The organism is Bradyrhizobium sp. SZCCHNRI20481, assembly GCF_032485055.1.
Taxonomy (GTDB): domain Bacteria; phylum Pseudomonadota; class Alphaproteobacteria; order Rhizobiales; family Xanthobacteraceae; genus Bradyrhizobium.
Window position 1 is genome coordinate 1 of the sequence record NZ_JAUEUE010000006.1, and the last position, 13,680, is coordinate 13,680.

A 13,680-nucleotide genomic window follows, 5' to 3' on the forward strand; every position below is an offset into this window, starting at 1 on the left:
GGATGGTTCGGAAATCCAATCCTAACCCTTCTTGACCACCCGCCGCCCCATAGGATCTGTGGTACCTGCCGCCTGCACTTTTTCCGCAGGCGGGCCACGGGCCTCAGTCGAGGCCCGGCCTTCCCTGCGCCCTCACGCTCAACGAGGGCCGACGGACCAGCACACCCCGGACATCCGATGTCGCGGGAACGTGAAGACGCGGCCTGCGTATCCTTTGATAGGCCGGACCACGGGGCCGGATCCCGGCAGACGCCGCTTGAAATCAAACCATCACAGAGGGCACTTAGGGTGCGGATTTGGCCGGCAGCCCCGCCGGCGCGAACCAGCCCTCAGCGCCATGACAAGGAGACGTCCGGAGCCGTCGGCTGCGGACGACGAGACGAGACACGCGGATGATGCTTCAGGACCTCCGGACAACCGTGCTCCGCGACGCCGTCCGTCCCAACGTCTGGGACGTGGTCGCGCTGATCATCGTGGTCGGCGCCATGGTGCTGATCGTCTATGGCGGCGAGCAGACCACGCTGCCGCTGTCGGCGCTGGACACGGCGCCGGTCTCGCTCGATCCGTCCAACCTGCCGCTCTACGCGCTGCGCACCACCTTGCGCATGCTGCTCGCAATCACCTGCTCGCTGGTGTTCACCTTCGTCTACGCCGCGCTGGCGGCCAAGAGCCGGCGCGCCGAGATCGTGCTGATCCCGCTGCTCGACATCCTGCAGTCGGTGCCGATCCTGGGCTTCCTGACGTTCACCGTCGTGTTCTTCATGAACCTGTTCCCCGGCAAGGTGCTCGGTGCCGAGCTCGCCTGCGTGTTCGCGATCTTCACCAGCCAGGCCTGGAACATGACCTTCAGCATGTACCAGTCGATGCGCAACGTGCCGAAGGATCTGGAGGACGCGACGCGCAGCTTCCACCTCTCCGGCTGGCAGCGCTTCTGGCGGCTCGACGTGCCCTTCGCGATGCCCGGCCTGATCTGGAATGCGATGATGTCGATGTCCGGCGGCTGGTTCTTCGTCGTGGCGTCGGAGGCGATCACGGTCGGCAACACCACGGTCACCCTGCCGGGCATCGGCTCCTACGTCGCACTCGCAATCCAGCAGAAGGATCTCACGGCAATTGCCGCCGCGCTGCTGACGATGCTGCTGGTGATCACCGCCTATGACCAGCTGCTATTCCGTCCGATCGTGGCCTGGGCCGACAAGTTCCGCTTCGAGCAGACCGCCTCCGGCAATCCGCCGACCTCCTGGATGCTCGATCTGTTCCGGCGCACCCGCGCGCTGCGCAGGCTGTCCGTGCCTTTCGCCGCGCTGAACCGCACCTTCTCGAACCTGCGGATCAACTGGCCGAACGCCTGGAGCGGCCCTGTCCGCCATGCGCCGCCCTCGCAGCTCGTCGACGGTCTCTGGCTTGCAGTGGTCGTCCTCGGCTGCGCCTATGCCGGTTGGAAGACCACCCTCTATCTCTCGGCGACCTTGGCACCGTCCGATGTCCTCAGCGCGATCGGCTACGGCCTGATCACGCTGGTGCGGGTGGTGGTGCTGATCGCGCTGGCGTCGCTGATCTGGGTCCCCGTCGGCGTCTGGATCGGGCTGCGGCCGAAGCTCGCCGAACGGATGCAGCCGCTGGCGCAATTCCTCGCCGCATTCCCGGCCAACCTCGCCTTCCCGGTGTTCGTCGTGCTGATCGTGCGCTACGGCCTCGACGCCAATGTCTGGCTGAGCCCGCTGATGATCCTGGGCACGCAGTGGTACATCCTGTTCAACGTCATCGCCGGCGCCAGCGCCTTCCCGACCGACCTGCGCGAGGCTGCCGCGAGCCTGCAGCTGACCGGCTGGCGCTGGTGGTTCAAGGTCGTGCTGCCCGGCGTCTTCCCCTACTACATCACCGGCGCCATCACCGCCTCCGGCGGCTCGTGGAACGCGGCGATTGTCGCCGAGGTCGCGAGTTGGGGCGATACCCATCTCACCGCGAGCGGCCTCGGCGCCTACATCGCCGCGGCCACGGAGCGTGGTGACTTCCCCCGCGTCGTGCTCGGCATTGCCGTGATGTGCATTCTCGTCACTCTGTTCAACCGGCTGCTGTGGCGGCCGCTCTACGCCTTCGGCGAACGCCGGCTGCGGCTGGGCTGACCGGGAGAATTTGTCATGCGCGACCAGGTCAAAGACACATCGCTGATCGAGATCAAGAGCGTGAGCCGGCTGTTTCCGAAGGGCAGCGGCGAGGATCTCGTGGTGCTCGAGAAGGTCGACCTCACGATCCGCGCCGGCGAGATCGTCGGCCTGCTCGGACGCTCCGGCTCCGGCAAATCGACCTTGCTGCGGATCATCGCCGGCCTGGTGTCGCCCTCCTCCGGCGAAGCGCGCTGCCGCGGCGAGATCATCGCCGGCCCCCCGCGCGGCGTCGCCATGGTGTTTCAGTCGTTCGCCCTGTTTCCCTGGCTCACCGTGCTGCAGAACGTCGAGCTCGGCCTGGAGGCGCTCGGCATCGAGGCCGCTGAGCGGCGCAAGCGCGCGCTCGCGGCGATCGATCTGATCGGCCTCGACGGCTTCGAATCCGCTTTTCCAAAGGAGCTGTCGGGCGGCATGCGCCAGCGCGTCGGCTTCGCCCGCGCGCTGGTGGTGCATCCCGACCTCCTGCTGATGGACGAGCCGTTCTCGGCGCTGGACGTGCTGACCGCCGAAACACTCCGTACCGACCTCATCGATCTCTGGACCGACGGCCGGCTGCCGATCAAATCGGTGCTGATGGTGACGCACAACATCGAGGAAGCGGTGCTGATGTGCGACCGCATCCTGGTGTTCTCCTCCAATCCCGGCCGCGTCGCCGCCGAGTTCAAGGTCGACCTGCCGCATCCGCGCAACCGGCTCGATGCGGCGTTCCGCCAATTGGTCGACAGCCTCTACGCGCGCATGACGCAGCGGCCCGAGCCGAAGCTGCCGAGCACCGCGAGCGCCGGCGTCGGCATGGTGCTGAGCCACGTGTCCTCGAACTCGATCTCCGGCCTGGTCGAGACGCTTGCCGGCGAACCCTATAATGGGCATGCCGACCTGCCGGTGCTGGCGGGCCATCTGCAGCTCGAGGTCGACGAGATCTTTCCGTTGGCCGAGGCGCTGCAGCTCTTGCGCTTCGCCCAGCTCAGCGAAGGCGATCTGACCTTGACCGAGGCCGGACGGCGGTTCGCCCATCTCGATACCGACGAACGCAAGAAGCTGTTCGCGCAGCATTTGATGGAGAACGTGCCGCTGATGGGGCTGATCCGCCGCGTGCTCGACGACCGCCCCGCGCACGCAGCACCAGCGGCGCGCTTCCGCATCGAGCTCGAGGACTACATGTCCGAGCACTATGCCGACGAGACGCTGCACACCATCGTGTCATGGGGCCGCTATGCCGAGCTGTTCGCCTATGACGAGCAGTCCGAAACCTTCAGCCTGGAGAACCCGCATTGAGGCCAACGGCGTCACGGCGCGATCGTGAGGGTCGCTTTCATGTTCGGGTGAAAGCGGCAGTAGTAGTCGAGCGTACCCGCCTTCTTGAGGACCGAGCTCACCGTCTTGCTCGGCGGCAAAGTGACATCGAAGGCGCCATCCCGCGCCGTGGCCGTATGAGCCAGCGCATCCTTGTTGACCCATTCGACGGTGTCGCCGACCCTGGTCGAAACCACGGCCGGCGAAAACGCGAGCTTGTCTATCGTAATCCGGATCGTGGCCGCGCGCGCCAGAACGCTCACCGCGGCAAGCACGACCACACTCAGGAAGGCGAGACGTCCCGACAGCATCGGCTGATCCTACTTCAGATCCGCCGCGACATGCTCGGCGTGCTGCTCGTGCCCCTGAAACAGCTTGAGGCCGGTCTGCAGCAGCTCCTTCAGCTCGGAATTGCTCGCCGATGGAATGAGCTGCGTTTCCAGCGCGCCATTCACCGTCTTGTGGTAGACGACCTCGTTGGCGATGTAGGCCTTGTCGAACGCGGCGCCCTTGAGTTTGCCGAGTTCGTCGAGCTTCTCGCTCGCCTGCTTCGACAGCGCGCGGCTGGTGTCGTTGTCCTCAGGCGTGACCTTCAGCTTCTTGACGAGCGCGAGGGCCTGTTTGTTGACCGCCTCGTGGTCGCGCACCATGCCTTGGGCGAACTCCTTGACCTCCTTGCTGCTGGACTTGTCCAACGCCTGCTTCGCCGCCTTGATGTCGATTTCGCCCGCAGTGTAGGCGATATGGGCGATCTGCGGATCGTTGAGCTTGGCGCCCTGCGACAGCGCGACACTGCTCGTGAGGCAGAGCACGACGACCATCGTGCCGATATGCTTGAACATGGCTCTCATCTCCTGTGCCGCCGGACCTCGTGGCCGGCGGATGAATGGCTGCACAGGGATTGGATGAAAAACGGGAGCCGACGTTCCCAAGAATCTTCAGCTCGGACGTGCCAGACGCTCAAGCACGGCATCCGTCAGCCGCTCGCAACGCGCGCCAGCGAAGGGAAACGCGTCCATAAGGACGGGGCCGATCTCTTTTTCGACGTTCTCGCGCAACATGCCGCGGGCGCGATGCAGGCGCGTCTTGACGGTCTCGGGCTTCAACCCCAGCAAGTCCGCGGTCTCGTCGATGCTCATCTCCTCGATCACGCGGGCGATGAACACGAGGCGAAACGGCTCGGACAGTTCATCGATGGCCCGCTCGACGACGGCCTGGACCTGGCGCTGTGCCACAGACTTCTCCGGATCGCTCGACGTGGCGGGAAATTGGATCACCTCGGCCCCAGGTTTGTTCCCTCGCTCCGCATCCAGTTGCAATGCCGGTCGCTGTCCGCGCAGCCGCCCCATCGCTTCGTTCATCGCGATGCGAACCAGCCACGTCGACAGGCTGGACTGGCCGCGAAACTCGTCCAGATGGGTGAGTGCGCGGACATAGGTTTCCTGCACGACGTCCTCCGCCTCGCTGTCATTGCGCAGGATGCCACGGGCGATCCGGAACAGGCGGCGGTTGTTGGCCTGCAGGATGGCCCGAATGGCCGCCTCGTCGCGGGCTTTTACCCGTCGGATCAAGTCATCCTCGGCGGTCGTCGCCGCAGAGAGTGTGGTCGCTATGGTCCAAGGCATTGTCGATCATCCCAACTGAGCACGCATGGCTTAGATGGAATTCGAGCCCGGAGGTTCCTAAAAAAGATTGCGCGAGGCGCTTCACTGCACCGCCGCGAACGTATCAGGCCGCGCCAGCGCCCAGGCATCACGGAAGCGGATGTCCTGCGTACCCTCGAGCAGCTCACCCGGCCGCAGCGCCGGATAGAGTTTTGCGAAGGAGGAGACCTCGGTGGTCGACGTCCGCTGTGAGAAGTGGATGGGACGCAGGTCCTGCGGATGTTCCAGGCCGGCGGCAGCGAGCAGCTCGGCCAGCGCATGCAGGGTCGCGTGATGATAGTTGTAGACGCGATCGATCTTGTGCGGAACGACCAGCGCGCGAGCGCGCGTCGGATCCTGCGTCGCAACGCCGGTCGGGCAGCGGTCGGTGTGGCAACTCAAGGACTGGATGCAGCCGAGCGCGAACATGAACCCGCGCGCCGAGTTGCACCAGTCGGCCCCAATCGACATTGCGCGGGCCATGTCGAAGGCGGTGGCGATCTTGCCGGCGGCGCCGATCTTGATCCGGTCGCGGATGTTCATCCCGACCAGCGCGTTATGCACGAAGTTGACGCCCTCGCGCATCGGCATGCCCAGATGGTCCATGAACTCGAGCGGCGCCGCACCGGTGCCGCCTTCATTGCCGTCGACGACGATGAAGTCGGGATAGATGCCGGTCTCCTGCATCGCCTTGCAGATCGCCAGGAATTCCCAGGGATGGCCGATGCACAGCTTGAAGCCCGCGGGCTTGCCGCCCGACAGCCGGCGCATCTCGCCGATGAACTGCATCATGCCGATCGGCGTCGAGAACGCGCGGTGCGCCGCCGGCGAGATGCAGTCCTCGCCCATCGCGACGCCGCGGATCTTAGAGATCTCCTCGGACACTTTGGCAGCCGGCAGCACGCCGCCGTGGCCAGGCTTGGCGCCCTGGCTGATCTTGAGCTCGACCATCTTGATCTGCTCGGTGGCTGCGACCCGCGCGAACGCGTCGGCGTCGAACGTGCCGTCATGGCGGCGGCAGCCGAAATAGCCGGAGCCGATCTCCCAGATGATGTCGCCGCCCATCTCGGCATGGTACGGGCTGAAGCCGCCCTCGCCGGTGTCGTGCGCGAAGCCGCCGCGCTTGGCGCCACCGTTGAGCGCGCGCACCGCATTCGGGCTCAGCGCCCCGAAACTCATGGCCGAGATGTTGAACACCGAGGCCGAATAGGGCTTTGCACAATCGGGGCCGCCGATGGAGATGCGGTATTTTTCCTCCGCACGCGGCTTGGGCGATATCGAATGGTGCATCCATTCATAGCCCTCGCGGTAGACATCCTCCTGGGTGCCGAACGGGCGCTTGTCGAGCACCATCTTGGCGCGCTGATAGACCACCGCACGGGTGTCGCGCGAGAACGGCATGCCGTCCTTCTCGCTCTCGAAGAAATACTGCCGCATCTCCGGCCGCATCTCCTCGAGCAGGAAACGCAGATGCGCCGCGATCGGGTAGTTGCGCAACACCGCGTGGCTCTTCTGCATGAGATCGCGGACGCCGAGCAAGGTCAGCGCGCCGAAGATCAAGAGTGGGATGAGGACGAGATCGAAGATTTTGCGGTCGTAGATGCCGAGGATCAGCAGCAGGGCGGTCGCCGTGGCGCAGATCGTCAGCACGATGAAGCGCGGCGAAAACGGGAGCAGCAGCGTATCCATGGGAGGCCTCGAGGCGGCTCGTGGAAGGTCTGGTGTCACCATACTACGCGTATCGCGAAGCAATCGTTACACAAGCGCGCGCAATCGGCCATCGATGATATCACAACGTCGATAGCCGCCTTCTGTCGACTGCCGCGCTGCGAGATCGAGCCGCAGCGCCGGGCGGGCCTCCGAGACTCCCGGCGCCGATATGCACTGTTCGAAGACGGCAGCCGCTTACCCCTGCGCGAACAACCCCGAATGCGCTTCGCGCAGCTGCCGCTTCAGCAGCTTGCCGCTGGGGTTCTTGGGCAGCGCATCGACGAACACGATCCGCTTCGGTGTCTTGAAGGTGGCGAGCCGGCTCGACGCCTGCTTCAGCACCGCCTCCTCGGTCAGCTCGCAGCCGGACTTGACCACGACCATTGCCACGACCGCCTCAACCCAGCGCGGATGCGGCAGGCCGATGACGGCGACCTCCGACACTTCCGGGATCAGATAGAGCGCCTCCTCGACCTCGCGGCTGGCGACGTTCTCACCACCAGTCTTAATCATGTCCTTCTTGCGATCGACGATGGTGATGTAGCCCTCCTCGTCGATGGTCGCGAGATCGCCGGAGTGAAACCAGTCGCCCTGGAAGGCCGCGGCGGTGCGCTCGTCATCGTGGAAGTAGCCGAGCATCAGATGCGGCGAGCGGTGCACGACCTCGCCGACCAGGCCCGGCGCGACGTCGTTCATCTCATCGTCGACAACGCGGGTCTCGACATTGAGCACGGCGCGGCCGCAAGACCCCGGCTTGCGCAACTGATCATCGGGTCCCAACATCGTCGCCAGCGGCGCGATCTCGGTCTGGCCGTACAGATTCCACAGCCGCACCTTGGGCAGCCGCTGCGCCAGCTCGCGCAGCACCTCGACCGGCATGATCGACGCGCCGTAATAGCCCTTGCGCAAAGTCGACACGTCGGTGGTCTCGAACAGCGGCGAGCGCAGGATCGAGATCCACACCGTCGGCGGCGCGAAGAACGAGGTGATGCGATATTTCGCGATCAGCGGCAGCAGATTATCGGGCGTCGGAAACGCCGTGATGATGTTGGTGGCGCCGACATAGATCGACGGTCCGAAGAACACGTCGAGCTGCGCGCAATGATACAGCGGCAGCGCGTGCAAGGTGACGTCCTCGGCCGCGATGCCGGCGTCGACGATGCAGCTGACATACTGCCAGATCACGGCATCATGGGTCAGCATTGCGCCCTTCGGCAGCGACTCCGTGCCCGAGGTGTAGACGATCTGCGCCACGTCGCTGCCTGCAATCTCGACCGCGGGCACTTGCGCCGTCGAGGCCGCAAGCTCGGCAAAATCGATCATGTCGCCCTGCCGTTCGCTCGCGCCCTCCGACGGCAGCCAGATCAGCTGCTCGACCGCCGGCACCAGTGCCTTGGCGGCGCGCGCCACGCCGGCGAAGCCGCTGTCGGTCGCGAGCAGCCGCGCCCCGGCGTGATTGAGGATGTAGGCGACCTCCTCCGGCTTCAGCATGAAGTTGATCGGCACCAGCACGGCGCCGAGCCGCGCCAGCGCGAAGCGCAGGGCGGCAAAGGTATGCGAGTTGCGCGCGAGGATCGCGACGCGCTCGCCCTTGCCGACCCCCTGGGCGGCGAGGCCGGCCGCGAGGCGGTCGACGATGGCGTTGAACTCGGCGTAGGTCCAGCTGATCTCGCCGCAGATCACGGCCGTCTTGGTCGGTGTCCGCGCCGCGCTCCGCCGCAGGAGATCACCGAGCGTCTGTCGCCGTACGATGGAATCCATGCTCATCCCCTCTGTCATCACGGGGATGGCCGCCACGCGGGCAATCCAAGTCCCCTCCCTGTTTCGCGCCGGACGTCTGAAGGCCCGGTCTTGGCGCCGAAAATCGCACGGCCGCTCGGACGCGCGCAAGGAGGATATTGCCAACGAAAAGAGCGCCCCGATTGCGTCGAGGCGCTCTTTCAGAAAAGTCGCAAACGAAGGGTCGGCGGCTCAGCGCTCGACGAAGGCCTTCTCGATCACGAAGTGTCCGGGCTGGTTGCCGCTGCCTTCGAGGAAGCCTCGCGACTCGAACATGGTCTTGAGCTCCTCCAGCATCGCCGGGCTGCCGCACATCATGATGCGGTCCTTGGCGATGTCGAGCTCATGCTGGCCGATATCGTTGAAGAACTGCTGCGACGAGATCAGGTCGGTGATGCGGCCGCGGTTACGGAACGGCTCGCGGGTGACGGTCGGATAATACTGCAGCTTGCCGTCGAGCAGCGGCCCGAACAGCTCATCCTCGCGCAGCTTCGCGACGACGCTCTCGCCATAGGCGAGCTCAGCGACCTGGCGGCAGCCATGGACCAGCACGATGCTCTCGAACCGCTCGTAGACGTCGGGGTCCTTGATCAGGCTGGCGAACGGGGCAAGGCCGGTGCCGGTCGACAGCAGCAGCAGCCGGCTGCCGGGCAGCAAATTGTCGGGGATCAGCGTGCCGGTCGCCTTGCGGCCGACCAGGATGGTGTCGCCTTCCTTGATCTGCTGCAGCCGGGAGGTCAGCGGGCCGTCCTGCACCTTGATGCTGAAGAACTCCAGTTCCTCCTCGTGATTGGCGCTGGCCATGCTGTAGGCACGCAGCAGCGGGCGGCCCTCGACCTCGAGGCCGATCATCGCGAACTGACCATTTTGGAAGCGGAAGCCCGCATCGCGGGTGGCTCGGAAGGAGAACAGGGTGTCCGTCCAGTGGTGAACGGAAAGAACTTTCTCTTTATAGAACGCGCTCATGTCGTTTGTTTTTTCACGTGGGCTGAAGTTGGAAGAAACAAGTCGTGACGGAGGCAGGACCGCAAAAACCCTATAGATCCAGCGATTTCGGCGCCTGATGTACGTGAAAACAGCGAATAATCAACCCGCATGGACGCACCATTGATCACGATCAAATGCATGCCGGCTGATGCCCGGATTCGCCTCGATCGGCCGTTCGTTCGTACACAAACGATAAGGGTAATTTACTTGCCGAGATTCCAATTTTCCAGCACTTTAATTCCGCATCCTGGCCCAATCCTTGAGCAATGATTAACCATCCGCAGACCCAGCTCGCCGCCATCACCCGCTACTGCGTCGAACGAGGCATCGCGCTCGACGTGCGGGAGGACGGCTGGCTGCTGGTGCTCGAGGATGCCAACCGGCGTCACCTGATCTTCGGCTATGATCTCGGCCTGAACAGTGCGGTGGCGCACAGACTGGCCTGTGACAAAGCGGCGACCTCGGCGCTGCTGAGAGCCGACGGGATTGCCGCGGTTCCACACGCGTTCTTTCTTGCTCCGGCCCTTAGCGGCCAGCCCGGGCAGACGGCCGAGGCCGCGCTGGCGCTGCTGGAAACGTATCCGCGCGGGCTGGTGGTCAAGCCCAACGAGGGTACCTCTGGACGGATGGTGGTCCGCGTCACGGGAAAGGATGAACTGCTGCGCGCAGCGAACCGCATCTTCGGGACCGGCGCGAACGTTGCGATCGCACCGCTCATGGACATCGTCGACGAAGTCCGTGTCGTGCAGCTCGATGACGCGTCCATGATCGTCTACCGCAAGCAGCGCCCCACCGTGACCGGCGACGGCGTGCAGCCGCTGCTCGATCTCGCGCTGGCGGCGACTCCGGCCACGGGGCACGCACAGCTCCTGCGGCGCCTCGATGGGGAATTCGACGCGTCGGCCTTGCGCGCGATCGTGCCGCGCGGCGAGCAGCGCCTGCTGAGCTGGCGGCACAATCTCGAGTTCGGAGCTCACCCCGAGCTGCTCGAACCAGGCGCGCAGCGGGACCTCTGTGCCGCGCTCGCGACCGCGGCGGCACGCGTCATCGGCATCCGCTACGCATCGGTCGACCTCGTGCTGGCCGATGGGCGCTGGCAGGTGCTCGAAATCAATTCGGGCGTGAAGATGGAGGCGCTCGGCCGGCACGTGCCGGAGCTGGTCGAAAGCACCTATATCGCCGCACTCGACGCGATCTTTGGCAGAAGCCCGTCGGGGTGACCTGCGGCCGCCGGCTCGATCTTCAGCAATAAGATTTCCCTGGCCTCGATCGAAATGAGGGATTAGTCTCCGATCCAAACTAAACAGTATACTGTCAATGTGGAGGACGCCCTTGCGCATCGCCGTGCTCGGCGGCGGCCCTGGCGGGCTGTATTTCGCCTATCTCTGGAAGAAGCGGCACCCCGCCGCCGTGGTCGATCTGTTCGAGCAGAACCCGGCCGGGGCGACCTGGGGCTTTGGCGTCGTGTTCTCCGACCAGGCGCTCGAATTCCTGCGTGCCGACGATCCCGACACCGTGGATGCGATCGCGCCGTGCATGGAGAGCTGGCGCAACATCACGCTCAATCTGCGTGGCGAGAACGTCGAGATCGACGGCGTCGGCTTCTCTGCGATCGGCCGGCTCGAACTCTTGAAGCTGCTGCAGGCGCGCACCGAAAGCGTCGGCGTCGTGGCCCGTTACGGCACGATCATCCAGTCGCTGGATCAGCTCGCAGGCTACGACCTCATCGTCGCTGCCGACGGACTGAACTCGCTGGTTCGCCGCAGCTTCGAAGGCGATTTCGGCTTCTCCGTCTCCTACTCCAGCAACAAGTTCGCCTGGTACGGCACGTCGAAGACCTTTGCCACGCTGTCGCAGACCTTCGTCGCGACCGACCGCGGCAGCTTCAACGCGCACCATTATCGCTATGCGCCGGACATGAGCACGTTCCTTGTGGAATGCGATCGCGCCACGTGGCACGCCTATGGCTTCGCCGAGATGTCGGTCGATGAATCCCGGCGCGTCTGCGAGCAGGTGTTCGCCGCCACGCTCGATGGCCACGCGCTGGTCTCCAACCGATCGGTATGGCGCAATTTTCCCTGGGTCTGGAATGAGCACTGGTGGCACCGGAACATGGTGTTGATCGGCGACGCGCTGCATACCGCCCACTTCTCGATCGGCTCCGGGACGCGGCTGGCGATCGAGGATGCGATCGCGCTCGCCAAGGCGCTCGATGCGGAGACCAGCCTCTCGGACGGCCTCGCCCGCTATCAGGCCGAGCGGCAGCCGATCGTGAAGAAGCTGGTGGCGGCGGCCCGGACCAGCGCCGAGTGGTACGAGTCCTTCTCGGCGCACATGACGCTCGGCCTGATGGAATTTGCCTACAGCTATATCACCCGGTCCGGCCGCATCGACGACACGCGGCTGCGAGCCATGGCCCCGCAGTTCATGGCCCGCTACGAGGCATCTCGGAACACGGGAGCACGCGTATGACGCGAGAGATCGCCGACCACGTTCCGCGCGACAGCGCCGGCGCGCGTGAGATCGGCTTCGCGATTCCCGCCCGCTACAATGCCGGCCGCGTGCTGTTCGACAATCTCGCAAAGGGCAACGCGGACAAGCCCGCGCTGATCGGCCCGGCCGGTCAGCGCAGCTATGCCGAGCTGTGTGCCGAGGCCTGCCGCTGGGGTAACGGTTTCACCTCGCTCGGGCTCAGCCGCGGCGACCGTGTCCTGCTGTTCCTAGACGATACACCGGCCTATCCGGCCGCGTTCTTCGGCGCAGTGCGCGCCGGCTTCGTGCCGCTGCTGATCAACACATTGACGCCGCCGGATCTGCTGCAATTCTATCTCGCTGATTCCGGCGCCAAGGTCGCGGTCGCCGATGCCGAGTTTGCGGCACGATTCGACGCGCAGGCTTGTGCCGATACCGCACTGCAGACGCTGGTTGTCGTCAATGGCGAGGTGCCGGCTACCGCCGCCGCAACGACGGTCGCGGTCGATGCGTGGCTGCCAGGCTTCACCGATCAGCTGCCAGAGGCCGACACGCACCGCGATGAGATGGCGTTCTGGATGTATTCGTCCGGCTCGACCGGACGTCCCAAGGGCATCGTCCATCTGCAGCACGACATGGCCTATAGCGAGCAGGCGTTCGCCCGCAACGTGCTGCGGCTGAAGCCGGACGACGTCTGCTTCTCGGTGCCCAAGATCTTCTTCGCCTACGGCTTCGGCAATGCGATCACCTTTCCATTCTCGGCCGGAGCGACGACGCTGCTGCTGCCGGGCCAGCCGAAGCCCGCCGCCATCTTCGATGCGATCAGCCGCTTCCGTCCGACCGTGTTCTTCGGCCTGCCGACGCTCTACACCGCGCTCACCAAGGCTGAGGGTGCGAAGGAGGCGGACTTCTCGTCACTGCGGCTCGCGGTCTCCGCGGCCGAGGTGCTCTCGGCCGAGGTCTTCAACGGCTGGAAGAGCCTGACCGGCCTGGAGATCGTCGAAGGTCTCGGCTCGACCGAGGTTCTTCACGTCTATCTCTCGAACCGCGAGGACCGCAAGAAGCTCGGCGCCGCCGGACTGCGCGTTCCCGGCTACGAGATCGCGCTGCGCGACGGCGAAGGACGCGAGGTCGCCACCGGCGAAGAGGGCATTCTCTGGGTGCGCGGCGACTCCAACACGCCGCTCTACTGGAACCGTCCGGACAAGACCGCGGAGACGATCCGCGACGACGGCTGGATCTACACCGGCGACCGTTTCGTGCGCGATGCCGACGGCTTCCATTTCTTCCGCGGCCGCGCCGACGACCTGGTCAAGATCTCGGGCCAATGGGTCTATCCGCTCGAGGTCGAGCTCTGCCTCGCCGAGCATCCCGATATCAGGGAATGCGCCGTGTTCGCGCATGAGCTATCGGATCGGCGGATGAGCCTGAAGGCCGTGGTGGTGACCAATGGCCGATCGCACGACGCGTCGGCAATGACGAAGGCGCTGCAGGACTACGTAAAGGCGAAGCTGCTGCCTTACAAATATCCGCGCGAGATCGTCTTCATCGACGAATTGCCGAAGACGGGCACCGGCAAGATCGACCGTCAGGCGGTGATGCGGCTGTGAGCCTATGCCTTCCGCCCG

The 13,680-nt window shown here is 65.1% G+C and carries 11 protein-coding genes; 5 read left to right on the plus strand and 6 right to left on the minus strand.

The annotated features are described in order from the left end of the window. Nucleotides 1-392: 392 nt before the first annotated feature. On the plus strand, nt 393-2,126 hold the full coding sequence (locus QX132_RS10835; RefSeq protein WP_316161116.1) for an ABC transporter permease subunit: 1,734 nt from the start codon (nt 393-395) through the stop codon (nt 2,124-2,126). A gap of 15 nt (nt 2,127-2,141) precedes the next feature. Continuing rightward, nucleotides 2,142-3,443: a nitrate/sulfonate/bicarbonate ABC transporter ATP-binding protein gene (locus tag QX132_RS10840; protein ID WP_315775643.1), complete on the plus strand. Its 1,302-nt coding sequence runs from the start codon at nt 2,142-2,144 to the stop codon at nt 3,441-3,443. 11 nt (nt 3,444-3,454) lie between these two features. Here the strand turns inward: QX132_RS10840 and QX132_RS10845 are convergent, their stop codons facing one another. The 6 genes from QX132_RS10845 to QX132_RS10870 all read right to left on the minus strand — a co-directional run bounded on the left by QX132_RS10845 (nt 3,455) and on the right by QX132_RS10870 (nt 9,559). Next, complete coding sequence (locus QX132_RS10845; protein WP_316161117.1) at nt 3,455-3,772, minus strand: cupredoxin family copper-binding protein; 318 nt, start codon at nt 3,770-3,772, stop codon at nt 3,455-3,457. Nucleotides 3,773-3,781: 9 nt separating this feature from the next. Beyond that, nucleotides 3,782-4,303, minus strand: coding sequence for a DUF4142 domain-containing protein (locus QX132_RS10850; RefSeq protein WP_316161118.1), 522 nt, complete (start codon nt 4,301-4,303; stop codon nt 3,782-3,784). A gap of 96 nt (nt 4,304-4,399) precedes the next feature. Next, a complete protein-coding gene (locus QX132_RS10855; RefSeq protein ID WP_316161119.1) occupies nt 4,400-5,086 on the minus strand; it encodes an RNA polymerase sigma factor in 687 nt (228 codons plus the stop codon). Nucleotides 5,087-5,167: 81 nt separating this feature from the next. Next, a complete protein-coding gene (locus QX132_RS10860; RefSeq protein ID WP_315773216.1) occupies nt 5,168-6,793 on the minus strand; it encodes an FMN-binding glutamate synthase family protein in 1,626 nt (541 codons plus the stop codon). A gap of 216 nt (nt 6,794-7,009) precedes the next feature. Then, nucleotides 7,010-8,575 (minus strand): acyl-CoA synthetase, encoded by a 1,566-nt coding sequence (locus QX132_RS10865; RefSeq protein ID WP_316161121.1) that lies wholly within the window; start codon nt 8,573-8,575, stop codon nt 7,010-7,012. A gap of 210 nt (nt 8,576-8,785) precedes the next feature. Next, nucleotides 8,786-9,559 carry a ferredoxin--NADP reductase gene (locus QX132_RS10870; protein ID WP_316161122.1) on the minus strand — a complete coding sequence of 258 codons (774 nt, stop codon included), beginning with the start codon at nt 9,557-9,559 and terminating at the stop codon, nt 8,786-8,788. Nucleotides 9,560-9,846: 287 nt separating this feature from the next. Here QX132_RS10870 and QX132_RS10875 point away from each other — a divergent pair, with 287 nt between their 5' ends. The 3 genes from QX132_RS10875 (at nt 9,847) to QX132_RS10885 (ending at nt 13,662) form a co-directional block, all read left to right on the plus strand. Continuing rightward, nucleotides 9,847-10,800 carry a RimK-like protein gene (locus QX132_RS10875; protein WP_316161124.1) on the plus strand — a complete coding sequence of 318 codons (954 nt, stop codon included), beginning with the start codon at nt 9,847-9,849 and terminating at the stop codon, nt 10,798-10,800. A 112-nt stretch (nt 10,801-10,912) separates the two neighbouring features. Then, nucleotides 10,913-12,052 (plus strand): FAD-dependent monooxygenase, encoded by a 1,140-nt coding sequence (locus tag QX132_RS10880; RefSeq protein ID WP_315797322.1) that lies wholly within the window; start codon nt 10,913-10,915, stop codon nt 12,050-12,052. Further along, nucleotides 12,049-13,662 carry a benzoate-CoA ligase family protein gene (locus QX132_RS10885; protein WP_316161126.1) on the plus strand — a complete coding sequence of 538 codons (1,614 nt, stop codon included), beginning with the start codon at nt 12,049-12,051 and terminating at the stop codon, nt 13,660-13,662. Before QX132_RS10880 ends, QX132_RS10885 begins: the two co-directional genes overlap by 4 nt. Nucleotides 13,663-13,680: the final 18 nt, after the last annotated feature.